We start from the raw sequence: 26,376 nt of genomic DNA, 5'->3' as shown, positions 1-26,376 counted from the left end.
GTGCTCAGCGCTATTCAGCCACCAACCGCCCCAACCGCTGCTTGAGCATGCGGTTCTCGGACCGCAGTTGCTGCACCTCTTCAAGCAGGTCGAGCGCCAGGGCGACGCCTTCCCACTCCAGCTCCAGGTCGTGCCGCAGCTTGGCGGCACGCTTGGCCAGGGCCAGCTCATAATCGTTGAAACGCCAATCCTTGGGCTGCTTGCCCTGAGGTTCGAGGATGCCGTGCTCGACGATTTCGATCACGTAGACGTCCGACAAATCGGACGCCTCACAGAATTCTGCCATGTCCAGTTGAACGATCAGGGGGCTGCTCATGATGGGCTACTCCGTCTCTTGGATCAGAAATTTTCTCGCGGGTCGAATGCAGCTTTTTTCGCCAGTTCCTGCCACAACGCCTTGACCTCATCGTTCGAGGTTTTAGGCATGACCGCTTTCAATTGCACGAACAGGTAACCTCGTTGACCAGCCTTGTTCAGCAAGCCATGTCCCTTGGCGCGCATGCGCTGGCCGTTCTGACTGCCGGCCGGCACCTTGAGGTTGATCTTGCCTGTCAGTGTAGGCACAGCCACTTCGGTGCCCAGTGCCAACTCCCACGGAGCCAGCGGCAGCGTAATGATCAGGTTCTCGCCTTCGACGTCGAACTTCGGATGCGGCGCGAAGCGAATGATCAGGAACAAATCGCCGTTGGCGCCACCACCGATGCCCGGTGCACCCTGCCCTTTGAGGCGGATGCGTTCGCCGTCGGTCACGCCGGCCGGGATTTTCACGTTCAGGCTCTTGCTAGTGTTGCTGACGTGCTGACCGGCCGCGTTGTACTGCGGCACCTGGAAGGTGACCTTCTTCGATTCGTTCGAGAGGGTTTCTTCCAGAAAGATCCCAAGTTCCATTTCCACGTCTTGCCCTCGACGTCCGGCGCTGCGGCCCGACTGTCCACCACCAAAACCCGGACCACGGTTGCCGAAGATCGAACTGAAGAAGTCCGAAAAATCGCCCGTGTCCTGGCCGCCACCGAAACCACCGCCACCACGCCCCTGCCAGCCTGGCGGGCCCTGGAACGGTTGGCCATGCTGGCCGTACTTGCGCAAGTCGTCGTATTCGGCGCGCTTGTCGGCGCTTTTCAGCGCTTCATAGGCTTCCGAGGCGTCCTTGAACTTGGCCTCGGCGTCCTTTTCCTTGCTGACGTCGGGGTGGTATTTGCGCGCCAGCTTGCGATAAGCCGCTTTGATCGTCTTATCGTCCGCGGTCGGTTCCACACCGAGAATCTTGTAATAGTCTTTGAAGTCCATCGTGGAATCACCATCCCTTATCAAAATCGCGCCGTCACTCGCAGCATGCGCTCATTGGCAGCTGCCGGGTTGACCGATCTCAAGGTTGTGACCGGAGGGCGCATCAGAAGTTTATCGGCAGCAGTGGGCGGTTCTTGCGACCGTCCGATGGCTGCCAGGCTCAATGCAGACAAGTTTGGGGCATTCCGCCAGCTTATCAAGGCGCTATTGGCTGAGATTTAGCGGATAGTCGGCCTTCGAATCTGCGCCGCACTGGCATACACTGCGCGGCCGTTTTTTAACCGGAACCTGAAAGACATGAAAAACGCATCTCCAGCCCGTGCCTGTGGTATCGACTTCGGCACGTCCAACTCCACCGTCGGCTGGCTGCGCCCCGGCATGGAAACGCTGATCGCGCTGGAGGACGACAAGATCACCCTGCCGTCGGTGGTGTTCTTCAACATGGAAGAACGCCGCCCGGTGTACGGCCGACTGGCGCTGCACGAGTACCTGGAAGGCTACGAAGGCCGGTTGATGCGCTCGCTCAAGAGCCTGCTGGGCTCCAAGCTGATCAAGCACGACACCAGCGTCCTCGGTACGGCGATGCCGTTCAAGGACCTGCTCGGGCTGTTCATCGGCCAGCTGAAGAAGCGCGCAGAAACCGCCGCTGGTCGGGAGTTCGAAGAAGTGGTGCTGGGCCGTCCGGTGTTTTTCGTCGATGACGATGAAATGGCCGACCAGGAAGCGGAGAACACCCTGGTGGACGTCGCCCGCGCCATCGGCTTCAAGGACGTGTCCTTTCAGTACGAGCCGATTGCGGCGGCGTTCGATTATGAGTCGACCATCGAAAAGGAAGAGCTGGTCCTGATCGTCGACATCGGCGGTGGTACGTCCGACTTCTCGCTGGTGCGCCTGTCGCCCGAGCGCCGCAACCACGACAACCGTCACGATGACATCCTCGCCACCGGCGGCGTGCACATCGGCGGGACCGATTTCGACAAGCAGCTGAGCCTGCAAGGCCTGATGCCGCTGTTCGGCTATGGCAGCCGCATGAAGAGCGGCGCCTACATGCCCACCAGCCACCACATGAACCTGGCGACCTGGCACACCATCAACTCGGTGTACTCGCAGAAGTCGACCCTGGCCCTGGGCTGCATGCGTTACGACATCGAAGACACCGGCGGCATCGACCGTCTGTTCAAGCTGATCGAGCAACGCGCCGGGCACTGGCTGGCGATGGAAGTGGAAGAAACCAAGATCCAGCTGACCCACGCCGACAGCCGCCATGTGCCGCTGGACCGCATCGAACCGGGACTGAGCGTGGAGCTGAGCCGGGCGCTGTTCGAATCGGCCATCGACAACCTGCTGGAGCGTGTGCGCAACAGCGTGACCCAACTGCTGAACGACGCCAATGTGCGGGTCGATCAGGTGGATACGGTGTTCTTCACCGGCGGCTCGAGCGGGATTCCGGCGTTGCGCAACAGTGTGTCGGCAATGTTGCCGAATGCGCGGCATGTGGAAGGGAACATCTTTGGCAGCATCGGCAGCGGGTTGGCGATTGAAGCGGCCAAGCGTTACGGCCCGATGGACTGACCCGAAACCTTGTGGCGAGGGAGCTTGCTCCCGTTGGGCCGTGAAGCGGCCCTGCTTTTCCCCGAAAAGAAGGGGGACTGCTACGCAGTCCAGCGGGAGCAAGCTCCCTCGCCACAATTAGATCGACGCGGGATCAAACCATCCCCACCTGCTTCAACTCACTCTTCAGGTACGCGTAATAAATCGGCCCCGCCACCACCCCCGGCAGGCCGAACGCGGCCTCGAACACCAGCATTGCCAGCAGCAACTCCCACGACTTGGCACTGATCTGCCCGCCGACAATGCGCGCGTTGAGGAAGTATTCGAGCTTGTGGATAACAATCAGGTAACCCAACGCCGCCACCGCCACCCAGATCGACAGCGACAAACCGACGATGGTGATCAGCGTGTTCGACATCAGGTTGCCGATCACCGGCAGGAGGCCGAGCAGGAAAGTCAGCACGATCAGGGTCTTGGTCAGCGGCAGCTTGATGCCGAACATCGGCAGGACCACCGCCAGGAAAATCCCGGTGAAGAAGGTGTTGAGCAGGGAAATCTTGATCTGGGCGAACACGATGTTGCGAAAGGCCTGCACCAGCAGGTGCAAACGATCGAACAGGGCGGCGGCCAGCGGCTTGCGCTTGGTCACGTCCGGCACACGCTGCAAGGCAATGATCGCCCCCAGCACCATACCGATCAGCAGCGTCACGAACATGTGCGCCGCGTCTTTGCCGACCAGCTGCAAGTCGCTAAGGTGTTTGCTCATCCACTCGCCGATGGCCACGCGGAACTCGGCGGCGCTGGCGGGCAGGTAGGCGTCGATGAACGGCGGCAATTGCCCGCGCGCACGGTCGACCACGCCCATGAATTTATCGAGGGAAGCCCCGGGGTTTTCCGCCTCGTGCAACAGAAAACTGATGGCCCCGGCAAAGATCAGCGCCAGTACACTGACCACCAGCGTCCCCAGCAATGCCACCGCCAGCCAGCGTGCACGCCGTCCTTCGATCAGCCGCTGCAATTGCGGGGTGAGCATGTTGACCAGTTCGAACACCAGCAAACCGGCGAGCAGGCTTGGCAGCAAGCGCAGCGGAATCACCAGCAGCAAACCACCAAAGATGATGACCCAACTGATCAGCAGCAAGACTTGGCGTTGAGAAAACGTTGGCATACAGCCTCAAAACGAACGGCCTAAAAGGATTGGCAGTCTGCCAGCGTTCGGGTGTCAGCACTAGGGATTGTGTAGGGCGACCTTGGTCGGGGGCTCAGGTGTTTTTTGTAGTGACCTTGCCGGCCCCATCGCTAGCAGGCTAGCTGCCCACAGGGGAATGCATTCCAAGTGTGGGAGCCAGCCTGCTGGCGATGAGATCCTCACAGCCCCCCAGTCCAGTGTTTACTTTTTCTTCAGGCAATCACTCATGAACGCCTTGCGCTCATCCCCCTTGAGGGCTTTGGTCGCCGCATCGGCATTACAGGTTTTCATCTTCTCTTGCTGAGGGGTCAAGGCTTTCGCGTCATTGGCGGCTGGCGCCGCTTTAAGGCAAGTGCTCATGAAAGCTTTGCGCTCGTCGCCCTTGAGGCTTTTCGCGGTAGCGTCGGCATTGCAGGTGGTCATCTTGTTCTGTTGGGCTGTGGTGGCGAAGCCTTGGGAACAGAGCAGCAAACCGATCATCAACAAAGGGACACGCAACATCTTCATGGAGTTTTCTCCTTGTTGCCGCACCGAGGGGTGCGGCCTCATTCTGGAGTGTAGACAAAGCCTGTTACACCTTCCTGTTCTCAAGATGGCTACGGCGATACTGCTCCGGCGTGCACCCGGCCTGACGTTGAAACATCGCGATAAACGCCGAGCCGGTGCTGTAACCCATGTCGAAAGCGATTTCCTGAACGCTGCGGTGACTGTCCAGTGCCTCGATCGCTGCCAGAAAGCGCACGCGCTGTCGCCACTCGCCGAAACTCATGCCCAGTTCGCGCACAAACTGCCGCGCCAGCGTGCGCTCACTGACGTGAATCTGTGCAGCCCACGCCGACAACGGTCGGTTATCCCCGGGTTCCACCTGCAAGGCTTCCAGTATCCCGAGCAGGCCGGGGTTGCTGGCGTAGGGCAAGTAGCACTCGTGAGCGGGCGCCTGCTGCAGCTGGTCCACCAGCACCTGCGCCAGGCGCTGGTCCGCAGCCTGTTCGGGAATTTTCACATCTCGGGCGGCGAAGTCCTTGAGGATCGCTTTGAGAATGTCGCTGATCGCCAGGGTGCAAGCCTGCTGTGGCAGTTCCTGGCAGAGCGCCGGCGCGAGGCAGACCGCGCGGTAGTTGATCGGTTGATTGCTGTAAAAACTGTGCTCGATCTGCGGTGGCACCCACACGGCATATTGCGGTGGCGACATGAACCGGCTGCTGCCGATTTCCATGTGCAGGACACCGTTGGCCGAATATTCCAGCGTGCCCCAGGGGTGACGGTGGGCCGAGGCATACTCGTGGGTGTCGAAGTCGGCATAACGGAAGTAGACCGGCGAAGGCAATTCGCTGAAGTCCAGCAGGTCGATGTGTTTACTGGTCATCCTGTCCGTCATCCGGGGCGGGTTGTCTGGATCGAAGTATAGGCTTTCATCCAGACAGGCGATAATCACTCCTCATTAACGTTTCTGGTTTTTCCGATGCAATACGCTTATCCCCTGCTGGCCATTTTCATTTGGGCCGGCAACACCGTGATCACCAAAATGTCGGCCGGCGCGATTTTCCCCGCCGAAATCGGTTTTTACCGCTGGCTGCTGGCCGGCTTGTTGTTCACGCCATTCATGCTCAAACCCGTCTTTGCCCATTGGTCGGCCATTCGCCCGAACCTGGGGAAGATTTTCGTCCTCGGCGTGCTCGGCATGGCGGTTTATCAGAGCCTGGCGTATTTCGCGGCGTCGCTGACGTCGGCCACCAACATGGGCATCATCCTGTCGCTGATGCCGTTGATGTCGCTGGCCATGGCGATCATCAGTCTCGGTCAGCGTCTGACGGCGGGCGCGCTGGCCGGTGCCGTGCTGTCGTTTGCCGGGGTGTTGGTGGTGGTCTCGTCCGGCAGCCTCGGTGCTTTGCTGGAGCACGGGGTGAATCTGGGCGATGCGATGATGCTGATCGCCACGCTGGCCTACGCGATCTACAGCACCCTGTTGAAAAAGTGGCAGCTGCGTTTGCCACCGCTGGTGTTGTTGTATCTGCAGGTGTGGGTGGCGGTGGTGGTGCTGTTTCCGCTGTTCGCGGTGTCGCCGAAAATCGGCCCGACGCTGCAGAACATTCCGCTGGTGCTGTATGCCTGCCTGCTGGCGTCGATGGTTGCGCCACTGGCGTGGATGCAGGCCGTGGTGCGCCTGGGGCCGAGCCGGACTACGCAGTTTTTCAATCTGCTGCCGTTGTTGACGGCGCTGATTGCCGCGCTGGTGCTGCATGAGCAGTTGGCGATGTATCACCTGGTGGGCGGTGTGCTGACGTTGGGCGGGGTGATTCTTTCGGAGCGCTGGACCACGGTGTTGGGCCGCAAGATTAGCGTCGCCTGATCTGTGGCGAGGGGATTTATCCCCGTTGGGCTGCGAAGCGGCCCCAAAAAAAGGGACTGCTATGCAGTCCAACGGGGATAAATCCCCTCGCCACAACGCGGGTTAAACCCCCGCCGCTTTCAACCGCGCCGCATGCTCGACAAACAACCGGATCGGCTCGGCCCCCTTTCCCACCAGCCCTAGCGACTGGTTGACGATGTCGAAGTGATCCAGCGGATACTCATCGCCAATCACCGTCCCGAGATGCGAGCTGTAGCGCCCGACCATCCCGTCACAATGCCCGACTTCACGCACGAAGGTTTTGGCAAACAGCCGACAACTGCGGTTGGTCCCGTCGAACAGATTGCGCCCGCGATCGGTCTTGCCCGGCTGCAAGGTGCCGGACCACGAGTAATAGCGCACGCCGTTGACCTCTTCCGGCCCGTGCCCGCCCCACGTGTCAGGCAAGCCCTGTGGATAACGCTGATTGAACAGCGTCACCCCGGCCGTCGTCAGGGACTCATGGGAAGCGTGAATATCCACCGGCAGCCTCGGCCCGCGATAGCCGGTTTCCAGCAGGCTCATCAACGCACCGATGATCCAGAGAAAAAAGGCGAGCAGCCGTCCCTTCACGCTGTCTGCCGGGTAATGCTTGTGCAGGTAATCCGCCAGTTCCGAGCCGTGATTGGGCCCTGCCACCGACGTGACGGACGCCACAAGATCCGGGCGTTTCGCGGCGGCGTAACGGGCGGTCAGCGAGCCCTGGCTGTGGCCGATCAGGTTAACCTTCTCGGCGCCGGTTTCCTGCAGGATCTCGTCGATGCGCGCCAACAATTGCTCACCGCGCACCTCGGTCGAGTGGAGCGGTGAAACCTGCACCGCAATCACCGTCGCCCCTTCTTGGCGCAACGCTCCGACAATCCCGTACCAGTACGGATAAAGCACCAGACGGATAAACCCGAGCATTCCCGGGACCAGCACCAACGGATAACGCGGGGCAGAACCTTGCGACATGGGTGGACGTCCTTGTGATCGGTGAGGTGAAGCAAGGCTGAATGCAAGACATCAGCCAAGCATCGTCATCAAAAATGACAACACGACGACCAGTCTATGACATCCGTCCTACTTCAGCCCTGCCACCCCCGCCACGATCAGCCCCACCGACACCAGTTTGACCACCGTCAGGCTTTCGCCGAGCAACGCAAACCCTAGAAACACGGTGCCCAGCGAACCGATGGCGGTCCAGATCGGGTAAGCGATGCTCACTGGCAACTCACGCATTGCCAGGGTCAGGAAGTAGATCCCGCCTACCGCCGCCACGACCGTGATCAGCGAAGGCCAGGGCCGGGTGAAACCTTCGGCGTACTTCATGCCCATGGCGAAGGTGACTTCAAACCCGGCGGCGATCAGCAAAAACACCCAGGCCATCTAGAACTCCCTGGCCAGCGTCAGCAAACGTTGCTCGGCCTCGGTGACGGAGATTTCAAAGGTGCGCTCGGCGGATTCTTCGCCCTCGGCGGCGACCACGGTGACATCGGTAATGCCGATGAAACCCAACGCCGTGCGCAGCAGGGTATCGGCATGATTCATCGCTTCGAGTTCGCCCCCGGGGCCGAAGCCGAACCCGCCACGGCTGGTGACGATCAGCGCTTTCTTGCCCTTTACCAGCGGCTCGTATTGAGCGACGCCGTTGTCCAGCGTGTGGTTGAACGTCAGCCCGAGCCGCACCACTTGATCGATCCACGCCTTGAGGCCGCTGGGCACGCTGAAGTTGTGCATGGGCGTGGAGATCACCAGCACATCGTGGCCCAGCAATTCACCCACCAGTTGATCGCTGAACGCGAGATCGGCCTGCATCGACAGCGGCCGTGCCTCGGGTTCGGGGTAGAACGCGGCGGCCACAAAGGCTTCGTTGACCGGTGGAATCAAGGCCCGACCGACTTCGCGGCGGGTCAATTGTGATTGCGGGTGACGCGCCTGCCAGGCGCTGAGAAACACTTCGGCCAAGCGCCGGGAGTGGGAACGTTCGCCCCGTGGGCTGGCGTGAATGGCAAGAACTCTGTTCATCTGAATCTCCTGGGGACTAAACTCAAACGGCTTGTGGCGTGCAGATTGAGCTCGCCGCTGACTCGTCTCAAATGAATAAAAATCAGTCTGGATGAATTTATTTCACCCATGGAGTAACCCATGTTCGCCTCGCTGCCGTTGACCGCCCTGCGCGCCTTTGAATCGGCCTCTCGCCTATTGAGCTTCAAGGCCGCCGCCGAAGAACTGTCCGTGACGCCAACGGCGGTTTCCCATCAGATTCGTTCGTTGGAGGGCTGGCTCGGCGTGCCGCTGTTCGAGCGCCTGCCACGGCAGGTTCGCCTGACCGAGTGCGGTGAGCGTCTGTTCCACAGCCTGCACGGCGCTTTTCTGGAAGTGGCCCAGAGCGTCGACACCTTGCGCCCGCAACGCAGCGGCGCGAGCCTGACGATTTCCACCACGGCCGCGTTTGCCGCGCTGTGGCTGGTGCCTCGGCTTGGGCGGTTTTACGCCCGGCATCCGACCATCAGCCTGCGCCTGGACACCCATTGCGAAGTGATCGATTTGCATCAGGACGCCAGTGTCGATCTGGTGGTGCGCTACAGCCTGGATGACTATCCGAACCTTTATGGTCTGTGCCTGTTCGATGAGGCGTTTGGCGTTTATGGCTCGCCTGGACAGGTCGCGCTGGCCCTAAGTGGCCAGGCCCCCACGTTGATCAGCGTGCGCTGGCACAACTCGAAGCTCTACGCCCATGGCTGGGCGGCGTGGTGCGCGCAGTCCGGCGAAACCTGGCTGACGGGGCAACCGGTTGTCCGGGAATACGATGAAGAACATTACGCCCTGCAAGCCGCCATCGCCGGGCAAGGCCTGGTGCTGGCGAGCAATATTCTGGTGTCGGAGAGTGTGGCCAGTGGCTTGCTGGTGGCTTACCGCAGTGACATTCAAGTGCAGGGTGCCGGTTACAGCGCGCTTTGCGTTCCGGGCCGCGAGCGCCATCCGCCCGTGCGTGCATTCTTTGCCTGGCTGCAGGAAGAAGCTCGATTGTCTGGCCTACTGCCAGGATCGCAGGCTGCGCCGGCGCCTACAGGAAAACGCATGCCCCTGTAGGCGCTGGCTCAGCCTGCGATCTTTCTCGATGGAAATTACATCAAACTTTTCGCCACGCTCATCACTCACAACTAGGTAGTGATCACCTCCCCAGAAGGTGACGCAAACCCGGATCAGCCTCCAAGGAGAACGAGATGAGTGACATGCATTTGTCTGATGTAACGACCCTTCGCGCACGGGCCCGCCAGAACGTCGAGAACGGCGCGGTGACCGAAAGCTACAGCGCCGACCTCGACGAAGTGCTGCGCCTGCTCAACGAATCGCTGGCCACCGAACTGGTCTGCGTCTTGCGCTACAAACGCCACTATTTCATGGCCAACGGCCTCAAAGCCCATGTCGCCGCCGACGAGTTCCTTGAGCACGCGAATCAGGAAGCGGCGCATGCCGACCGATTGGCCGAGCGCATCGTGCAGCTGGGCGGCGAGCCGGAATTCAACCCTGACCTGCTGTCGAAAAACTCCCACGCACAGTACGTGGCCGGTAACTCGCTCAAAGAGATGGTCTACGAGGACCTGGTCGCCGAGCGCATCGCCATCGACAGCTACCGTGAGATCATTCAGTACATCGGCGAGAAAGACCCGACCACCCGGCGCATCTTCGAAGACATCCTGGCTCAGGAAGAAGAGCATGCGGATGATATGGCGGACATTCTGAAAGATTTGTAGCGCCGGACAGACCGCCTTCGCGAGCAAGCCCGCGAAGGCGTCTTGATAGACACCGAAGATTTTACTTGGTGGGTTTAACGGTCACCGGCGCCTTCCCCGCCTTCATCTGCTGCAACAACGGCGCACACTGATTCGGCTCGCCACCACTCGGCGCCACCAGTGCCAACAACCCCGCCGCCGGCGCCGCGATCACACCCAGCGCCACCATCCCCGCGCCCCGCAACATCAGCGGCACCGCTTTCACACCGGCATCGGGTTTGATGAACTTGCCCCGTACATACAGCGGCGAACGCAGCGAAATCAAACGCCAGCCCTTGGATTCCGGCGTCACCGTCAGGTCCAGTTGCTCAGTGGCCATGTTCGCCGTGCCGTCGATGTAGATGATTGCGTTCTCGGTGTCGAAGACGAACAGCCGCGTGGTGGCCAGGCCCGTCTTGATGTCGAAGTCGGCCGCCGCGCAATTGATCTTCACTTCCTTGTCACCAAAGATCTTGCCTACCACATAGTTGCCGACGTTGAGTCCGGCCAGCTCCATCAGCTCGCGACTGATCGCCCCGTCGTTGATCAGCATTTTCAGATTGCCGTTGGCCGAACCCAGCAGTTTTGCCACCGAGTTGCCACGACCATTGATGTCGGCATCGCCATTGAGCTCGCCGAAACTGGTCTTCATCGGCTCGAAGGTGGGGAATAGCTGCTTGAGCTTGAACCCGCGCGCGGTCAGCTTGGCATTGCCTTCCAACGGCTCGGTACGTCCGTTGAGGCGAATCTGCGCATCCAGCTTGCCGCCGGCCACACCGAAGCGCAGGGGCTCGAGGCTGAGCACGCCGTCGGTCAGCACCAAGTGGGTATAAAGGTCATTGAACGGCAGTTTTTCACTGTGGACGATGCGTTTACCGGTGAATTCGACATCGGCGTCCATGTCACGCCAGCGCTCGGTCTTGAACTCTTCGACCGGTAGCACTTTGTCCGCCGGTTGCTTGCTTTCACCGCCACGGGCCTTTTGTTTGGCGTTGGAGTCGGCGCCAATCAAGGGTGCAAGGTCAGCAAACAACAGCTGATTGGAGAGCAGTGAACCGCTGAGTTTCGGCAGTGGCTCGCTGGCGACGTAGGCCAGGCTGCCATGAATGTCGCTCTCGCCGATCTTGCCGTTGAACGCTTCATAACGGAACACCGCGCCGCCGGCCTCGTGCAACTTGGCGATCAAGTGGCCGTCGGTGGCGTAGGGCGGCGTATCCGGCAGAGTCACGCCAGTCAGCGGATAGAGGTTGCCCAGACTGCTGCCGGCCAGTTTCAGTCGCAGGTCCAATGCGCCGAGATTGAGTGGATCGGTCAGCGTGCCCGCGAGTTCGACGCTGGTGTCAGCGATCTTGACCTGGGCCTGGAGCGGGAACGGTCGGGCCGAATCCTGCAACGCCAGCAAACCGCCGACCTTGCCGTCTCCAGCGAGTTTCTGTCCGTGATATTGGCCTTTGACCTTCAGCGCAAACGCGTAATCCTGGGGTGCCGCACCCTTCTCCAGCGCGGTTTTCGCCGCTTTGTCGCCGACGATTTCGCCGAACGGAATCGGTTTGCCCAGTGGGTCGACGATCAGGTCGAGCTGCGTTTTCAGGCTCTGGTCGTCAAGGGTGACGTGGCCTTTGTCGAAGCCGATTGCGCCGATGTCGACCACCCAATTTGAAGGCTCGGCGTTCGGGTCTTCCGGGTCGAACTTGAACGTCCAGTTCGCGCGGCCATCGGCCAGACGCTGGAGGTCTGCGTTCGGTTCGGTCAAGTCAATGCGCGGGATCGCCACGCGTTGAGCCAGCAATGCCAGCGGCGACAGGCGCAGTTCGACGCGTTTGAGCGTGACCATCTGCGGCTGCTTCGACCACTCAGGGTTGCCGAGGCTCAGGTCCTCTGCCACCACATGCGGCCACGGCACCCACGCCCGCCAACCACCTTCGTCGAGCTCGCGCTGCCAGACCACCGCCAGGTTGCCATTGATGGCAAACGGTCGATGCAGTTCTTCGGAGACTTTGGAGTTGATGGTCGGTTTGATCCGGTTCCAATCGAAGAACACGATGATCAGAACCAGTATCGCCAGCAACACAACCAGGCTGGCAAAGGTCCAGGCAAAAATCTTGGGGGTGCGCGTCATTGCACAGGGCTCCTGAATACGACTGAGCGCCCTGACTGCGACGCACGTGTGAAACGTTAGGCCAGAACCGGCCTGCCATGAAATCTAGGACTGGGAAACGGCGCGCAGGTTTAACCGAAATGGGCTTAACGTTCAAATAATCGGTCGGGGACACCCTGCTCTCGCAAACCCGGCGTTACCGACCCCGCACTTTTGCGCGGCACGAGTGGGTCGAAAATACCCACACCAGTGCAAAAAGCCTCGCCGGAGAGGCCCGTTCTAGAGCCTTCCCAGGGAACAATCAATTCTGTTGATTATTACCATTGCGTTTATGAACTTTTATATCGACTTATCGAGAGTAGCATTGCCCTCGTACCCACTTTATCGCCCTCCCACGGAGCACCCAATCATGAAACGCCAATTACTGCTTAGCCTTTCCCTCTCACTGCTGGCCAGCACCGCTTTCGCTCTGCCAGCTGCTGACCAGGCAACCCCACAAGTGAAAGCCGCCCACTCGGTGTTCAGCCAGACCGTCGCCGAAGGCGGTAACGATCGCCTGAAAGAAAAAGGCCTGATCTCTCAAGATGGCTCGGACCGCACTCCACAAGGTCAAATCCTCGCCGAAGGCGGTTCCGAACGCACTCCACAAGGTCAAACCCTCGCCGAAGGCGGTTCCGAACGCACTCCACAAGGTCAAACCCTCGCCGAAGGCGGTTCCGAACGCACTCCACAAGGTCAAACCCTCGCCGAAGGCGGTTCCGAACGCACTCCACAAGGTCAAACCCTCGCTGAAGGCGGTTCCGAACGCACTCCACAAGGTCAAACCCTCGCTGAAGGTGGTTCCGATCGCACCCCACAAGGTCAAATCCTCGCTGAAGGTGGTGGTGACCGCGTGATCGAACGCAACAGCGCTTTGAGCTGAGCCCATGGCGGCCCTGAAAAAAAGCCCAATCCACGGATTGGGCTTTTGATTTTATAGAAGCACCCCTTCTCTACCTGCCCCTCTTTTAGGTGTCCCCCGATCGTCGTTCGACGCCAGCAAAGCCGATTTGCTAGAGTGCGTCGCTGTCTTGTCCAGAAAAACACCCTTGCGATGCTGCCCCGCGCCGAACAGAAACAACAAACCCGCAACGCCCTGATGGACGCTGCCCGCCATTTGATGGAATGCGGCCGAGGATTCGGCAGCCTGAGCCTGCGCGAAGTGGCGAAAACCGCCGGCATCGTTCCCACCGGTTTCTACCGGCATTTTTCCGATATGGATGAACTGGGCCTGGTACTGGTGAGCGAAGTCGGTCAGACCTTCCGCGAAACCATCCGCCTGGTGCGCCACAACGAATTCGTGATGGGCGGCATCATCGATGCCTCGGTGCGGATCTTTCTCGACGTGGTGTCGGCCAATCGTTCGCAATTCCTGTTTCTCGCCCGCGAGCAGTACGGCGGTTCGCTGCCGGTGCGCCTGGCCATCGGACGGTTGCGCGAAGACATCAGCTCGGACCTGGCGGCCGACTTGTCATTGATGCCAAAGCTGCAACACCTGGACATCGCCGGCCTGAGTGTCATGGCCGACCTGATTGTTAAAAGCGTGTTCGCAACCTTGCCCGACATCATTGATCCACCGGCAGAAGCATTGCCCGAGCATCTGACGCCGCAGGCAAAAATCACTCAGCAGTTGCGGTTTATCTTTATCGGGCTGAAGCATTGGCAGGGACTCGGCAGTACCGAATAACCTCGCTTTCATCACAACACCTAACACCAGCAAGCCGGTCCCTACCCAGTTGTGCAACGCGCGACTGATCTAGAGCACACCGCGCGCCATCATTTGGTGCGCCCAACAATGCCGCGCACCAAATTACTACAACAATCTGAAACATAACCGTCGCTCCGACAGGCATTTCCTACACATCCCCCGATTGGCAAGCCCCTTGCTCTAACCACAGCAATGTCCATTGCTGGAAGCCTTCCGATGCTGGTGATTCACCGCAGAATCGACCCTCAACCCGTCTGGGCCGCTGAATTGCACCTGACCTTCGAAGCCCGGAGCAAAAGCCGCTTGCGCTGTTTCAGTGCCGAGGGTGAAGACGTCGGGTTGTTTTTGGAGCGCGGTCAGTCGCCGCTGTATGACGGCGAATGCCTACAGGCTGAAGACGGTCGCATCGTCCGCGTCTGTGCCCACCCCGAACACCTGCTGCACGTCACCTGCGCCAACGCTTTCGAGCTGACCCGCGCGGCTTATCACCTCGGCAATCGCCACGTCGCCCTGCAAGTCGGCGATGGCTGGTTGCGTCTGCTCGATGACTACGTGCTCAAGGCGATGCTCGAGCAACTTGATGCCAGGGTCGAAAACATCGAGGCGCCGTTCCAGCCGGAGCACGGCGCCTATGGCGGTGGCCATCACCATTCGCGGCATGGCGACGAGGATTTCAACTACCCGCCGAAACTGCACCAGTTCGGCGTACGCCTATGAACCCGGCCTGGGCGCTGCTGCGCCTGGCCAGTCCGCAATTGCCGATTGGCGGCTACAGCTATTCCCAAGGCCTGGAAATGGCGGTGGATAACGGTCGGGTGAAAAATTCCGACAGCGCCCGACGCTGGATCAGCGATCAGTTGCTGCTGAACCTCGCGCGTTTCGAAGCGCCGCTGCTACTCGCCCATTGCGTGGCCGCCGCCGAAGAAGACTGGGGCGAATTGCTGCAACGCTGCGAGGAACACCGCGCCAGCCGGGAAACCCGCGAGTTGCATCAGGAAAGCCGGCAGATGGGTTATTCCTTGCAGCAACTGCTCAACGGCTTGCCGGAACTCGATACCCTGGCCCGCGCCTTTCTCGATCAGCGTCCCGAACCACACCTGGCCCTCGGCTGGGCACTGGCCGCGCGCGCCTGGCGCATCAGTCCGCAGGACGCGCTGGCGGCCTGGCTGTGGAGCTGGCTGGAAAACCAGCTGGCAGTGCTGATGAAGACCCTGCCGATGGGGCAGCAAGCCGCGCAACGCCTGACCAGCGAATTGCTGCCGCTATTGCAGCAAGCCCAGCAGAACGCCACCCGAATCAACCCCGAACACTACGGCAGCGCCGCTTTCGGCCTGTCCCTGGCGTGCATGGCCCATGAGCGCCAGTACAGCCGTCTGTTCCGTTCCTAGGGCCTGTTACTTTGGAGAATCACATGAACACACAACCTCTGCGCGTCGGCATCGGCGGCCCGGTCGGTTCCGGCAAAACCGCTTTGACGCTGGCCCTGTGCCTGGCGCTGCGCGACCGCTACAACCTGGCCGTCGTGACCAATGACATCTACACCCGCGAAGACGCTGACTTTCTGGTGCGCAACGAAGCCCTGGCGCCGGAGCGGATCATCGGCGTGGAAACCGGCGGCTGCCCGCACACGGCGATCCGCGAAGACGCCTCGATCAACCTCGAAGCCGTGGATCAACTTAACCGCCGCTTTCCCGGGCTGGACCTGATTCTGGTGGAGTCCGGTGGCGACAATCTGTCGGCCACGTTCAGCCCGGAACTGTCGGACCTGACGATCTACGTGATCGACGTCTCGGCCGGCGACAAGCTGCCGCGCAAGGGTGGGCCGGGGATCTGTAAATCCGACCTGCTGGTGATCAACAAGATCGACCTCGCCCCCTTGGTGGGCGCGTCGCTGGAGATGATGGACAGCGACACCCAGCGCATGCGCAACGGCAAACCGTTTGTCTTCAGCAACCAGAAAACCGGGCTGGGCCTGGAAGAAATCATCGCGTTCATCGAACGCCAGGGCCTGCTGACCGCAGCCTGATCACGACCACACCTATCAACAAGGAAGCTTATCCATGTCTCTTAAACGCATTCTCGGCGCCATGGCCCTGCTGCTGACCCCGGCCATCGCCTTTGCCCACCCCGGGCACGGCGACAATGGTTTGATCGCCGGTATCAGCCATCCGATCGGCGGCCTCGATCACTTGCTGGCGATGGTTGCGGTCGGGTTGTGGGCGGCGCAGCAGAAAGGCGCCGCACGCTGGGCGCTGCCGTGCACGTTTGTCGGCACCCTGTTGATCGGCGGACTGCTGGGTTTTGAAGGGCTCAACCTGCCGGCGCTGGAAAGCGGGATCGCCGCATCGGTGCTGGCGCTGGGCCTGGCGGTGGCACTGGCGGTGCGTCCGCCATTGGGCATGGCGGTGGGTGCGACGGCGCTGTTTGCGCTGTTCCATGGCGTGGCGCATGGGCTGGAATTGCCGGAAATGTCGAGCCCGTGGGCGTATGCCGCAGGGTTTGTAGTGGCGACGGCAGCCTTGCACGCGGCGGGTTATGCGGTGGTTCGTGTGTTGCCGCAGGCGGCGGCGCCGTTGGTTCGGCTGGCGGGCGCGGTTTCGGCGGCGGCTGGAGTGTGGTTGTTGGCGGGTTGATTTTCTACCGTCAGTGATGGCCCCCTCGCGGGCAAGCCCGCACACACGTGTACACAGAACCAATGTCGGGAGCGGGCTTGAGATGCGTGTGCGCAGAACCAATGCGGGCTTGCCCGCGAAGGCGGCCTGACAGACACCGCAACTCTCAGGCCTGTTAACATGGCGCGCAATCGACCCTGCCGTGACGACGCCAGCCAATGCCTCATTCTCCCCGCTCCGCCTCCCAGCCTGACTTGATCGCTCTGTTCTCCTCAGTGCATCAGCATTTCCAGGACGTGATCGTGCCCCTCTGGCAAGGCCCGGGCTGGAACGCCGAACTGGCCCTGCCCTACGAGGCGCTGGACGCCGGACATCTGCCCTTGCCACCTCAACGCTACCGGGCCATGGCCTGCGCGCGGCAGTTGTATCTGTTTTCCAGCCTGATCGGCCAGATACCCGGCGCCGAAGAGCGTGCCGCGGCGCTGTTCCGCTCGTTGCAGCAACATTTCCATGACGCCGAACACGGTGGCTGGTTCTACAGCATCGATCCGCAAGGCGCGCCGCTGGACCAGCGCAAGGATCTCTACACCCACGCCTTCATTCTCTTCGCCTGCGCCCATTACTGGGACAAGGTTCGCGAACCGCTGGTGGAGTCAGTGCTCAACGCCGTGCTGGAAGTGGTTGCGCAGCGTTTCGCCACGGGCGACGGCCTGTACGAAGCTTGCCTTGAACGTGACTGGTCGTCGCTGAATACCGGGCCGCTGCAAAACCCGCTGATGCACCTGGCCGAAGCCTTCCTCGCCACACTGTCGGTGCGTGAAGACCTCGCAGTGCAGCGCGCGCTCGTCGAGTTATGCACAGCCATGCAGAAGCGCTTTATCGATTCGCAGCACGGTGTGCTGATGGAAAAACCGCTGGGTGCTGTGGATAACTGGTTTGAACCGGGGCATCAGTTCGAGTGGTATTTCCTGCTGGAGTCTTCACCGTTGTTGCGCGGCTCCAAACTGCACGCCTCCCTGGAACGCGCCTTTGCGTACACAGAGCAGTTGGGTGTCGATCAATCGAGTGGGGCGGTGCGGGCAATGCTCACGCTCGATGGGCAATCGAAGGATGGCACCCAACGCATCTGGGCCCAGGCTGAATACCTGCGTGCGCTGACCTTGCGTCCACACAGCAAGGCATCGGTATTGCGCCAATTGCAGGCACTGCAACAGCGCTCCCTGCATTCGGAGGGCTGGTATGAGTGTCGCAATGAAAACGGTGAAGTGAGCCGCCAGGACATGCCTTCGACCACGCCTTATCACTTGGCGACCTGCTATCGCGGATTGGCCGATTATCTCGGCTAAATCCTCTGTGGCGAGGGAGCTTGCTCCCGCTGGGCCGCGAAGCGGCCCCGCTTACCCCTGAAAAGAAAGGGACTGCTGTGCAGTCCAACGGGAGCAAGCTCCCTCGCCATAATTACGCCTTGGCTCCGTTACGCTCAATCGCAAACCCGCTCCACGTCTGGCTCACCGGCATCAGCTCAAGGCTGTTGATGTTGATGTGTGCCGGCGCATTGAGCACCCAGAAAATGGTCTCGGCGATGTCTTGTGGCTGGATTGGCTCCGCACCGGCGTAGGTCGCGTTATAGCGTTCCTGATCACCGGCAAAACGCACCAGCGAGAATTCGCTCTCGCACAGGCCCGGTTCAATGTTGCTGACTCGCACGCCCGTGCCCTGCAGGTCACAGCGCAGGTTCAGCGAGAACTGTTTGACGAACGCCTTGCTCGCGCCATACACGTGGCTGCCTGGATACGGGTAGTTGCCGGCGATGGAACCGAGGTTGACGATGCTGGCGCCACGGCCGTGGGCGATCAGGCGTGGCAGCAGCAGGCGAGTGCTGTACATCAGGCCCTTGATGTTGGTGTCGACCATCGTGTCCCAATCATCAAGGTTGCACTTCGGCGCCGGGTCCACGCCGAGCGCCAGGCCGGCGTTATTGATCAGCCCGCGCAGCTTGGCGAAGGAAGGCGGCAGGTTGGCAATCGCCTCCTCCATGGCCTTGCGATCACGCACGTCGAGCACCAGGCCATGGACCTCGGTCTGCTTCGACAACTCGGCGCACAGGGCATTGAGGCGTTCTTCACGACGACCTGTCAGCACCAGTTTCCAGCCAGCCTCGGCAAAACGACGGGCACAGGCTTCACCAAAACCGGAAGTCGCGCCGGTAATAAACAGGGTGTTGGACATCGTGTTCTCCTTGCTTCGGCCGACGGGCAGCCATTGGAATAGAAAATCAGCTGGCAGCATGCCCGGCCTTGCCGACAGCGGCAACCACCACAAAAGCTGTATGAAAAACGATCAATGTCAGCGGCGCCTTATCCCCCGTGGCCTGCAGCCATGTACGCGCACGTTATCCACAGGCCGGTCCACAGTTTCCGGGGGCAAGTGAAAAAGCTGAAAGCCGCTGTGCACAAGGCTTTGCGGGCAAATTACAAAGTTTTTTGCTTGACCCTGAAGCGCTCACTGTGTAGCCCGTGGCATTTTGCACGATCGACCCGGTAAACCAGCGATGGCGCCGAGCCAGTAACTACGGCCCTCAGCCGACTCTTTCCAGAGTTTAACCACAGACTTATCCACAGGCATCACCCCTCCGTTCCGGACTGATTTCCCAGCCAATAAAAAGGTTGACAAAGCCGAGCCCCAGTCGCGTAAAAACACCTGATCAAAAAACAACCACATCGCTGCAAGCCACGTATCCAAAGGCCCTCAGCCAGCTACTCCCACGTTATTCACAGCCAGCTCCACAGCAAACGGGGACAAGTCAAAAGCGTGACAAAACAACTATTTGCAGCGGCTTTATGTCGCGCTTTGAGAGCTTGATGAATTTGTTTTCCACAATTTCCAGAAAGCACACCGCGGACACCTGCGGGAGTATTGAAAATGTAAAAAAGCCCCGGCGATTGCGCGCCGGGGCTTGGTGTTACAACAGCGAAATCAGTGGCCGCCGAGATAGGCGTTACGCACTTCCTCGTTAACCAGCAACTCCTTGCCGGTGCCCGTGATTCGGATCTCGCCGTTGACCATGACATACGCCCGGTCCGACAGCTTGAGCGCGTGGTTGGCATTCTGCTCGACCAGGAAGATGGTCATTCCGGTCTTGGCCAGTTCCCGCAGCGTGGCAAAGATCTGTTTCACCACGATCGGTGCCAGACCCAGGCTCGGCTCGTCAAGCAACAACAGTTTGGGCCGACTCATCAGCGCACGGGCGATGGCGAGCATTTGCTGTTCACCACCGGACATGGTCATGGCGCGCTGGGTGCGTCGCTCTTCGAGCCGCGGAAACAGCTCGAACATGCGTTGCATGTCTTCCTTGGCGTACTTGTCACCGATCGGGATGGTGCCCATCAGCAGGTTTTCCTCGACAGTCATGTCGGGGAACACCCGCCGTCCTTCCGGCGATTGCGCGATACCGTGGGACGCGATGTAGTGCGACGACTTGTGGGTGATGTCCACCCCTTGATAGATGATCTGCCCGTCAGCCGCCCGCGGTTGGCCGAAGATCGACATCAGCAGGGTCGACTTCCCGGCACCGTTGGAGCCGATCAGACTGACGGTTTCCCCTTCGTTGATGTGCAGCGAGACTTTTTTCAGGGCCTGGATTGGCCCGTAAAACACGTCCAGATCCTTCAGTTCGAGGATAGGTTGACTCATAGCGCCACTTCCTCTTCATCGGCACCCAGGTAGGCCGCAATCACTTTCGGATCGTTGCGTATCGCATCAGGCCCGCCCTCGGCAATGACGATGCCGTGGTCCAGCACCACGATGTGGTCGGAAATGCTCATAACCATGCCCATGTCGTGTTCGATCAGCACCACGGTCAGATCATGCTCGTCGCGCAGCAGCCGGATCATCGCGCTCAGCGCTTCGGTTTCCTGAGGGTTGAGGCCGGCGGCCGGTTCGTCGAGGCAGATGATCTGCGGCCGGGTGCACATGGCCCGGGCGATTTCCAGACGGCGTTGCTGGCCGTAGGACAGTTCACCGGCCAGACGGTTGGCGCAGTCCACCAGGTCCACCACTTCCAGCCAGTAGAAGGCGTGGTCCAGCGCATCGCTTTCAGCCTTTTGGTAGCCCTTCGTGTTGAGGATACCGGCGAGCATGCTGCGGTTGACCCACATGTGCTGGGCAACCAGCAGGTTTTCCAGCACCGACATTTCCTTGAACAGGCGAATGTTCTGGAAGGTCCGCGCCAGCCCGGCACGGTTCACCAGGTGGGTACCGCCGAACATCTTGTAATACAGCCGACTGAGAAAGGATTTTGGCGAAACGAAATCCGCCGGTTTGAACGATTCGCCCAGCAACTGGATGACGTTGGTCTGCTCGCCCCGCACGCTGAGTTCGATCTTGCCACCGGAGGCCTTGTAGAAACCGGTCAGGCAGTTGAACACCGTGGTTTTGCCGGCGCCGTTGGGGCCGATCAATGCGAAGATCGAGTTGCGGTGGACCTTCAGGCTGACATCGTTCAACGCCTTGATGCCGCCGAAGTGCATCATCAGTTTCTCGACCGAGAGTACGACTTCGCTCATGGCGCTACTCCTTTACGCGGGGTCACACCGGTACGGCTGATCCGAATCAGGCCGCGCGGTCGCCAGATCATCATCAACACCATCAGGATGCCGAACAGCAGCACGCGGTATTCCGCGAAGCCACGCAGCAGTTCCGGGGCCACGGTCAGCACGAAGGCTGCGATGACGACGCCAATGGTCGAGCCCATACCACCGAGTACCACGATGGCGAGGATCAGTGCCGACTCGAAGAAGGTGAACGAGGTCGGGTTGACGAAGCCTTGGTAGGTGGCGAAGAACACACCCGCCAGACCCGCCGTCGACGCACCGATGGTGAACGCCGAAAGCTTGACCAGCACGTGGTTCAGACCCATGGAGCGGCAGGCGATTTCATCTTCACGCAAGGCCTCCCAGGCGCGACCGACCGGCATACGGGTCAGACGGTGCTTGACGTACAGCACGGCCAGTACCACGAGGAACAACACCGCGTAAATGAAGTAATACTTCACGTCCGGGTTGTAGGCGATACCGAAAAACTCATGGAACGGAACGCCACCGTCCTTTGCCCTTTTGCCGAACTCCAGGCCGAAGAAGGTTGGCAGCGGCGCCGCCATGCCATTTGGGCCCCCCGTCAGGCTCAGCCAGTTGTTGAGGACCAAGCGAATGATTTCACCGAAGCCCAGGGTCACGATCGCCAGGTAGTCACCGTGCAGGCGCAATACCGGGAAGCCGAGGATGCAACCGGCAAGGCCGGCGGTGATCGCTGCCAGTGGCAGCACCGTCCAGAAGCCCAGCCCCAGGTATTGATAGCCGAGTGCCAGGCCATAGGCCCCGATGGCGTAGAACGCCACGTAGCCGAGGTCGAGCAGGCCGGCCAGGCCGACCACGATGTTCAAGCCAAGCCCCAGCAGCACGTAGATCAGCCCGAGGATGACCACGCCCAGCAGGTAGGAGTTGGAGAAAAACGGGAACACCACGGCGACGACGATCACCACTGGAATGATCCAGCGCAACCGGGTCTTGTAGTCAGGCGGCAGTACATGTACCCCGGAGCCTGTGCTTTCAAAACCTTCGAGAATTCTCAGGCCTTTGGGCGTTTGCAGGAACAGGCTCAGGGCAAAGCGGCCGGCCATGACGATGGCGACAATCCACGCCACTCGGGTCGTTTCCAGATTGAAGCCGTAGCCGTCGAGGACTACGCCAACAATCGGGCCGAACACAATGAGGGCGACCAGACCGGCAAGAATCGCGTCAACCAGGCTTCTTTTGAGATCAATGGTTTTTTTAGTGGTTGAAGACATCGCTTACACCTTCGACACAAGAGGACGGCCGAGCAGGCCTTGGGGCCGAAAGACCAGAACGAGAACGAGCAGCGAGAAGCTGAAAACGTCTTTGTAGTCCGAGTTGACCAGACCCGAGAACAGCGACTCGGAAATGCCGAGGATGATCCCGCCAAGCATCGCGCCAGGCAGCGAGCCGATTCCGCCAAGTACCGCAGCGGTGAACGCCTTGATACCGATAACGAAGCCTGCGTAGAAGTCGAACGTGCCGTAGTTCATGGTGATCAGCACACCGGCCAGGGCCGCCATTGCGGCACCGATGATGAACACGTAGGAAATCACGCGATCGGTGTTGATCCCCAGGATCGAGGCCATCTTGCGGTCTTGCTGGGTGGCGCGGCACATGCGGCCGAGCTTGGTGTACTTGATGACGTAGGTCAGCAGGGCCATGCCGGCGAATGCGGCGATCAGAATGAAGATCTTGGTGTAGGTGAGCTGGACGAAGCCGCTTCCGACTTCCACTCGCCATGCACCGGTCAGCAAGGTAGGTACGCCTTGTTGGCGGGCGCCCTGGGCGATCTGTGCATAGTTTTGCAGGATCAGGGAAATACCGATGGCGCTGATCAGCGGTGCCAGTCGGGTTGAGTTACGCAGGGGTTTGTAGGCGACACGCTCGATGACCCAGCCATAAACCGCCGTGACGATGATGGTGAAGACCAGTGTGCCAAGCATCAGCAGAGGGAAGGATTCAATACCGAAGTATGCCAGCAGAGCCAGACTGATCGCCGCGAGGTAAGCGGAGATCATGTAAACCTCACCATGGGCGAAGTTGATCATGCCGATGATGCCATAGACCATTGTGTAGCCGATGGCGATCAGGCCATAGACCGACCCGAGGGTCAGGCCGTTGACCAGTTGCTGCAGGAAAATACCATCCATAACGCAATCTCACGCATTTGAGAGACTGCACAGAAGCCGGGTGCGACGGACCGGGGTTCAGCCACCCGCGCAACACGGTTGTGTGCAGCTCTACGAGAAAAGACAGGTACTGCACGGACATGTTGGTTGACTGCCCGGTGCACAAGGCACCGGGCAATTCAGCAGCTCATATCACTTCTGTTTTTCCAGTTGGTGGTATTTGCCATCCTTGTCCCACTGATAAACCACGTAGTCGGAGACTTTCAGGTCGCCCTTGGCGTCCCAGGTCTTCTCGCCCATCACGGTTTTAACCGGGTTTTTCTTCAGCCACTCGGCCGCTTTTTCGCCATTGTTGGACTTGGCGCCGTTGAAAGCAGCCGCCAGGGTTTGAACCGAAGCGTAGGCGTACAGGGTGTAGCCTTCAGGCTCGGTACCGGCCTTGCGGAAGGTGTCTACCACGGTCTTGCTGTCTGGCAGCAGGCGTGGGTCGGCGCCGAAGGTCATGTACACGCCATCAACGTTCTGCGGGCCACCGGCGGTGGTCACGAGTTCATCAGTCACGATGCCATCATCGGACATGAATTTGACGTCCTTGAGGCCTTGCTCACGCAGTTGACGAACCAGTGGACCGGCTTCCGGGTGCAGGCCGCCGAAATAGACGACATCGGCACCGGCTGCACGGATCTTGGTCACCACGGCGCTGAAGTCTTTCTCGCCACGGGTCAGACCTTCGTACAGCACCGGGGTCACGCCGCGCTTGGCCAGTTGGGCCTTGGTGGCATCCGCCAGACCTTGACCGTAGGTGTCCTTGTCGTGCAGAACCACGACTTTCTTGCCCTTGAGCACGTCGACGATGTAGTCGCCGGCCACGATACCCTGCTGGTCGTCACGGCCGCACATACGGAACATGGCGCTCAGGCCGCGCTCGGTCACCTGTGGGTTGGTGGAGCCCGGAGTGATTGCGATGATGCCTGCTTCGTCGTAGATCTCGGAGGCCGGAATGGTCGACGAGGAGCAGAAGTGACCGACCACGCCTGCCACTTTCTGGTTGGTCAGGTCCTTGGCGACCGTCACAGCCTGTTTCGGTTCGCAGGCGTCATCGCCCTTGACCAGTACGATTTTTTCCCCGTTAACGCCGCCCGATGCGTTGATGGCATCGGCTGCGGCCTGTGCACCCTTCATGTACTGCTCGCCAAATGCCGCGTTGGCGCCCGTCATTGGACCCGCCACACCGATTTTTACGTCAGCCTGTGCAAACGCAGAAACACCCAGCGCAGTTGCCACTGCGAGGGCCAGAAAGCCTTTCTTGTAAAACGTCTGGGACATGAGGTGGTGCTCCAAGGTTTTTTTTTAATTGGCACTGCAACTTCACTGAATGCTCAGAGCAAGGGCCGTGCCATCGGTTTTTTATTCTGAAAAAAGTCGCTGCTTTATTGTTATATCGACTGTTTCGAGCCCATTTTCATTGGACGTGCAACCGTCTAAACCGCTGAAGGTGAAACCATTTATTTATCAAGGCGCAACCCGTGCGCGCCATCATTGCAACCGCAGCGCCAAACGACGTGCAACCAGCCTGTAACAACGCGCGTCACCGAAGTGCACACTGCTGGTGCGGTACTGCTACAACCCGCACCTTTTACAGGCTAGTCGCTGCGCCGAAAAGCGCCGCTCCCCGCAACAAATTTCAACAATCAAATCACGATCCGCAAGCACTGGCCCGCGTGATACAGCGAAAATCCCGCTTCATACAGACAGCTACGCAGGCCAGCCCCGGCCAGTGGTTGCATCGGAGCGAAGGGGATCGGCAACGCCTGCGGATTTCCGTTGCACAAATAATCGGCAAAGGCTTTGCCGACTACAGTGCCAGTGGTCACGCCCCGACCGTTATAGCCAGTGACTGCCACTAAACCGGGCGCTGGCTCGAACAGGCGCATCAAATGATCGGGGGTGAAGGCGATGCAACCGGTCCAGGTGCACTCCCATTCCACCGGTTTGAGGTAGGGGAAATAGTGCTGCTGAACGCGATCGGCCCAGGCCTTGAGGAACCAGGTCGGCTTCTGATTGCCATTACCCAGGCTGCCGAGCAACAGCCGACCGTCTTTATCGCGGCGAATGCTGCTGAGCACCTGACGGGTGTCCCAGGAACCCTGGCCACCGGGCAGGATTTGCCGGGCGGCTTCTTCAGTGAGTGGCACCGATGCCACCTGATAGTAATAACCGGGGAAGAAATTGCGCCGAAGCTCTGTCCAGTCGCCTTCGGTATAAGCGTTGGACGCGATGACAACCTGCTCGGCAAGCACCGAACCCTGCGCGGTCTGTACTGACCACTTCTGGCCCTGACGTTCGAGCCGGGTCACGGGGGAATGATCGAACAGCTGACCGCCGAGGCCGATGGCCGCTTTGGCCAGCCCCGTGGTGTAAGCCATCGGGTTGATCGTGCCAGCACGCCGATCCAGCAGTGCGGCGGCGATTTTTTGGGTGCCGGTTGCCTGTTCGCAGGCTTGACCGGTCAGCAGTTCGACCGGTGCGCCGCGACGTTTCCATTGTTCTTCACGACTGCGCAAGTCCGCTTCACCACGAGCGTTATGCGCCATGTGCAGCGTGCCTTCGCGGCGTAACTGGCAATCGATGTTGTACTTGTCCACAAGGCTGAACACCAACGAAGGTGCCGCCCCCAGCATGCGATTGAGCTGACTGCCCACCGCTTCGCCAAACCCGGCTTCGATGTCGTCCGGCGGAATCCACATGCCGGCATTGACCAGCCCGACGTTGCGCCCCGAACCGCCATGACCGGCACGATGGGCTTCCAGCACACACACCGTTTTGCCTTGTTCCAGCAGATGCACCGCCGCCGACAGACCGGTGAAACCGGCGCCGATGACGCAGACGTCGACCGTGACTTCACCCTTGAGCGCCGCGTTATCAGGCCTTTGCGGCGTCAGTTTTTCCCACAGACACTCTTCGCGTAACGGCATTGCCAGACTCCAACAGAAACCTAACAAA

General features: G+C 60.1%; 27 protein-coding genes. 11 read left to right on the top strand and 16 right to left on the bottom strand.

Translation table 11 applies throughout. The features are described from left to right. Positions 1-10: 10 nt before the first annotated feature. A complete protein-coding gene (locus tag B723_RS08405) occupies positions 11-316 on the bottom strand; it encodes a chaperone modulator CbpM (protein WP_017336304.1) in 306 nt (101 codons plus the stop codon). A gap of 23 nt (positions 317-339) precedes the next feature. Continuing rightward, a complete protein-coding gene (locus B723_RS08400; RefSeq protein WP_017336303.1) occupies positions 340-1,287 on the bottom strand; it encodes a DnaJ C-terminal domain-containing protein in 948 nt (315 codons plus the stop codon). A 297-nt stretch (positions 1,288-1,584) separates the two neighbouring features. Here B723_RS08400 and B723_RS08395 point away from each other — a divergent pair, with 297 nt between their 5' ends. Next, positions 1,585-2,859, top strand: coding sequence for an Hsp70 family protein (locus B723_RS08395; protein ID WP_017336302.1), 1,275 nt, complete (start codon positions 1,585-1,587; stop codon positions 2,857-2,859). A 133-nt stretch (positions 2,860-2,992) separates the two neighbouring features. Here the strand turns inward: B723_RS08395 and B723_RS08390 are convergent, their stop codons facing one another. The 3 genes from B723_RS08390 to B723_RS08380 all read right to left on the bottom strand — a co-directional run bounded on the left by B723_RS08390 (position 2,993) and on the right by B723_RS08380 (position 5,393). Continuing rightward, complete coding sequence (locus B723_RS08390) at positions 2,993-4,006, bottom strand: AI-2E family transporter (protein ID WP_017336301.1); 1,014 nt, start codon at positions 4,004-4,006, stop codon at positions 2,993-2,995. Positions 4,007-4,228: 222 nt separating this feature from the next. After that, a complete protein-coding gene (locus tag B723_RS08385) occupies positions 4,229-4,534 on the bottom strand; it encodes a PsiF family protein (RefSeq protein WP_017336300.1) in 306 nt (101 codons plus the stop codon). A 64-nt stretch (positions 4,535-4,598) separates the two neighbouring features. Further along, positions 4,599-5,393: an AraC family transcriptional regulator gene (locus B723_RS08380; RefSeq protein WP_017336299.1), complete on the bottom strand. Its 795-nt coding sequence runs from the start codon at positions 5,391-5,393 to the stop codon at positions 4,599-4,601. Between the two features lie 96 nt (positions 5,394-5,489). On the opposite strand from B723_RS08380, the gene B723_RS08375 reads away from it, so the two are divergent. Further along, entirely contained in the window at positions 5,490-6,377 is an 888-nt protein-coding gene (locus B723_RS08375) for a DMT family transporter (protein ID WP_017336298.1), read from the top strand. Positions 6,378-6,479: 102 nt separating this feature from the next. Here B723_RS08375 and B723_RS08370 read toward each other — a convergent pair whose 3' ends face one another. The 3 genes from B723_RS08370 to B723_RS08360 form a co-directional block, all read right to left on the bottom strand. Then, the gene (locus tag B723_RS08370; RefSeq protein WP_017336297.1) at positions 6,480-7,370 is read right to left on the bottom strand and encodes an esterase/lipase family protein; all 891 of its coding nucleotides are present in this window, start codon (positions 7,368-7,370) and stop codon (positions 6,480-6,482) included. 108 nt (positions 7,371-7,478) lie between these two features. Beyond that, a complete protein-coding gene (locus B723_RS08365) occupies positions 7,479-7,784 on the bottom strand; it encodes a DMT family transporter (protein WP_017336296.1) in 306 nt (101 codons plus the stop codon). Further along, positions 7,785-8,423, bottom strand: a complete 639-nt coding sequence (locus B723_RS08360; RefSeq protein WP_017336295.1) for an FMN-dependent NADH-azoreductase — start codon at positions 8,421-8,423, stop codon at positions 7,785-7,787. Between the two features lie 120 nt (positions 8,424-8,543). Here B723_RS08360 and B723_RS08355 point away from each other — a divergent pair, with 120 nt between their 5' ends. Both B723_RS08355 and B723_RS08350 read left to right on the top strand, forming a co-directional pair. Further along, positions 8,544-9,491: a LysR substrate-binding domain-containing protein gene (locus B723_RS08355; protein WP_017336294.1), complete on the top strand. Its 948-nt coding sequence runs from the start codon at positions 8,544-8,546 to the stop codon at positions 9,489-9,491. 134 nt (positions 9,492-9,625) lie between these two features. After that, positions 9,626-10,156, top strand: coding sequence for a ferritin-like domain-containing protein (locus B723_RS08350; RefSeq protein ID WP_017336293.1), 531 nt, complete (start codon positions 9,626-9,628; stop codon positions 10,154-10,156). A gap of 61 nt (positions 10,157-10,217) precedes the next feature. Here the strand turns inward: B723_RS08350 and B723_RS08345 are convergent, their stop codons facing one another. After that, entirely contained in the window at positions 10,218-12,293 is a 2,076-nt protein-coding gene (locus tag B723_RS08345) for an AsmA family protein (RefSeq protein ID WP_017336292.1), read from the bottom strand. Positions 12,294-12,681: 388 nt separating this feature from the next. Between B723_RS08345 and B723_RS08340 the strand changes: the two genes are divergently transcribed. From B723_RS08340 to B723_RS08310, 7 genes are all read left to right on the top strand, one after another. Next, positions 12,682-13,194 (top strand): hypothetical protein, encoded by a 513-nt coding sequence (locus tag B723_RS08340; protein ID WP_052909683.1) that lies wholly within the window; start codon positions 12,682-12,684, stop codon positions 13,192-13,194. Positions 13,195-13,365: 171 nt separating this feature from the next. After that, positions 13,366-13,998 carry a TetR family transcriptional regulator gene (locus B723_RS08335; protein ID WP_017336290.1) on the top strand — a complete coding sequence of 211 codons (633 nt, stop codon included), beginning with the start codon at positions 13,366-13,368 and terminating at the stop codon, positions 13,996-13,998. 237 nt (positions 13,999-14,235) lie between these two features. Then, a complete protein-coding gene (gene ureE / locus B723_RS08330; protein WP_017336289.1) occupies positions 14,236-14,736 on the top strand; it encodes an urease accessory protein UreE in 501 nt (166 codons plus the stop codon). Beyond that, a complete protein-coding gene (locus tag B723_RS08325; protein WP_017336288.1) occupies positions 14,733-15,407 on the top strand; it encodes an urease accessory protein UreF in 675 nt (224 codons plus the stop codon). The genes ureE and B723_RS08325 overlap by 4 nt, the downstream gene beginning before the upstream one ends. 23 nt (positions 15,408-15,430) lie before the next feature. Continuing rightward, complete coding sequence (gene ureG, locus B723_RS08320; protein WP_017336287.1) at positions 15,431-16,045, top strand: urease accessory protein UreG; 615 nt, start codon at positions 15,431-15,433, stop codon at positions 16,043-16,045. A 34-nt stretch (positions 16,046-16,079) separates the two neighbouring features. After that, positions 16,080-16,652 (top strand): HupE/UreJ family protein, encoded by a 573-nt coding sequence (locus B723_RS08315; RefSeq protein ID WP_017336286.1) that lies wholly within the window; start codon positions 16,080-16,082, stop codon positions 16,650-16,652. 197 nt (positions 16,653-16,849) lie between these two features. Next, on the top strand, positions 16,850-17,977 hold the full coding sequence (locus B723_RS08310; protein ID WP_031318325.1) for an AGE family epimerase/isomerase: 1,128 nt from the start codon (positions 16,850-16,852) through the stop codon (positions 17,975-17,977). Positions 17,978-18,089: 112 nt separating this feature from the next. On the opposite strand, the gene B723_RS08305 is transcribed toward B723_RS08310, so the two are convergent. The 7 genes from B723_RS08305 to B723_RS08275 form a co-directional block, all read right to left on the bottom strand. Then, a complete protein-coding gene (locus tag B723_RS08305; RefSeq protein ID WP_017336284.1) occupies positions 18,090-18,860 on the bottom strand; it encodes an SDR family oxidoreductase in 771 nt (256 codons plus the stop codon). Positions 18,861-19,607: 747 nt separating this feature from the next. Beyond that, on the bottom strand, positions 19,608-20,324 hold the full coding sequence (locus tag B723_RS08300; RefSeq protein WP_017336283.1) for an ABC transporter ATP-binding protein: 717 nt from the start codon (positions 20,322-20,324) through the stop codon (positions 19,608-19,610). Next, on the bottom strand, positions 20,321-21,196 hold the full coding sequence (locus tag B723_RS08295; RefSeq protein WP_017336282.1) for an ABC transporter ATP-binding protein: 876 nt from the start codon (positions 21,194-21,196) through the stop codon (positions 20,321-20,323). Before B723_RS08295 ends, B723_RS08300 begins: the two co-directional genes overlap by 4 nt. After that, positions 21,193-22,476: a high-affinity branched-chain amino acid ABC transporter permease LivM gene (gene livM / locus B723_RS08290; RefSeq protein WP_017336281.1), complete on the bottom strand. Its 1,284-nt coding sequence runs from the start codon at positions 22,474-22,476 to the stop codon at positions 21,193-21,195. The genes B723_RS08295 and livM overlap by 4 nt, the downstream gene beginning before the upstream one ends. Before the next feature lie 3 nt (positions 22,477-22,479). Next, positions 22,480-23,394, bottom strand: coding sequence for an ABC transporter permease subunit (locus B723_RS08285; RefSeq protein ID WP_017336280.1), 915 nt, complete (start codon positions 23,392-23,394; stop codon positions 22,480-22,482). A gap of 171 nt (positions 23,395-23,565) precedes the next feature. Then, on the bottom strand, positions 23,566-24,699 hold the full coding sequence (locus B723_RS08280; RefSeq protein ID WP_017336279.1) for a branched-chain amino acid ABC transporter substrate-binding protein: 1,134 nt from the start codon (positions 24,697-24,699) through the stop codon (positions 23,566-23,568). A gap of 365 nt (positions 24,700-25,064) precedes the next feature. Beyond that, on the bottom strand, positions 25,065-26,348 hold the full coding sequence (locus B723_RS08275; RefSeq protein ID WP_017336278.1) for an L-pipecolate oxidase: 1,284 nt from the start codon (positions 26,346-26,348) through the stop codon (positions 25,065-25,067). Between the last annotated feature and the right edge of the window lie 28 nt (positions 26,349-26,376).

Source organism: Pseudomonas fluorescens NCIMB 11764, from assembly GCF_000293885.2.
Classification (GTDB): domain Bacteria; phylum Pseudomonadota; class Gammaproteobacteria; order Pseudomonadales; family Pseudomonadaceae; genus Aquipseudomonas; species Aquipseudomonas fluorescens_B.
The sequence above is the reverse complement of the archived record's forward strand: the minus strand, read 5'-3'. Positions and strand labels throughout refer to the sequence as shown.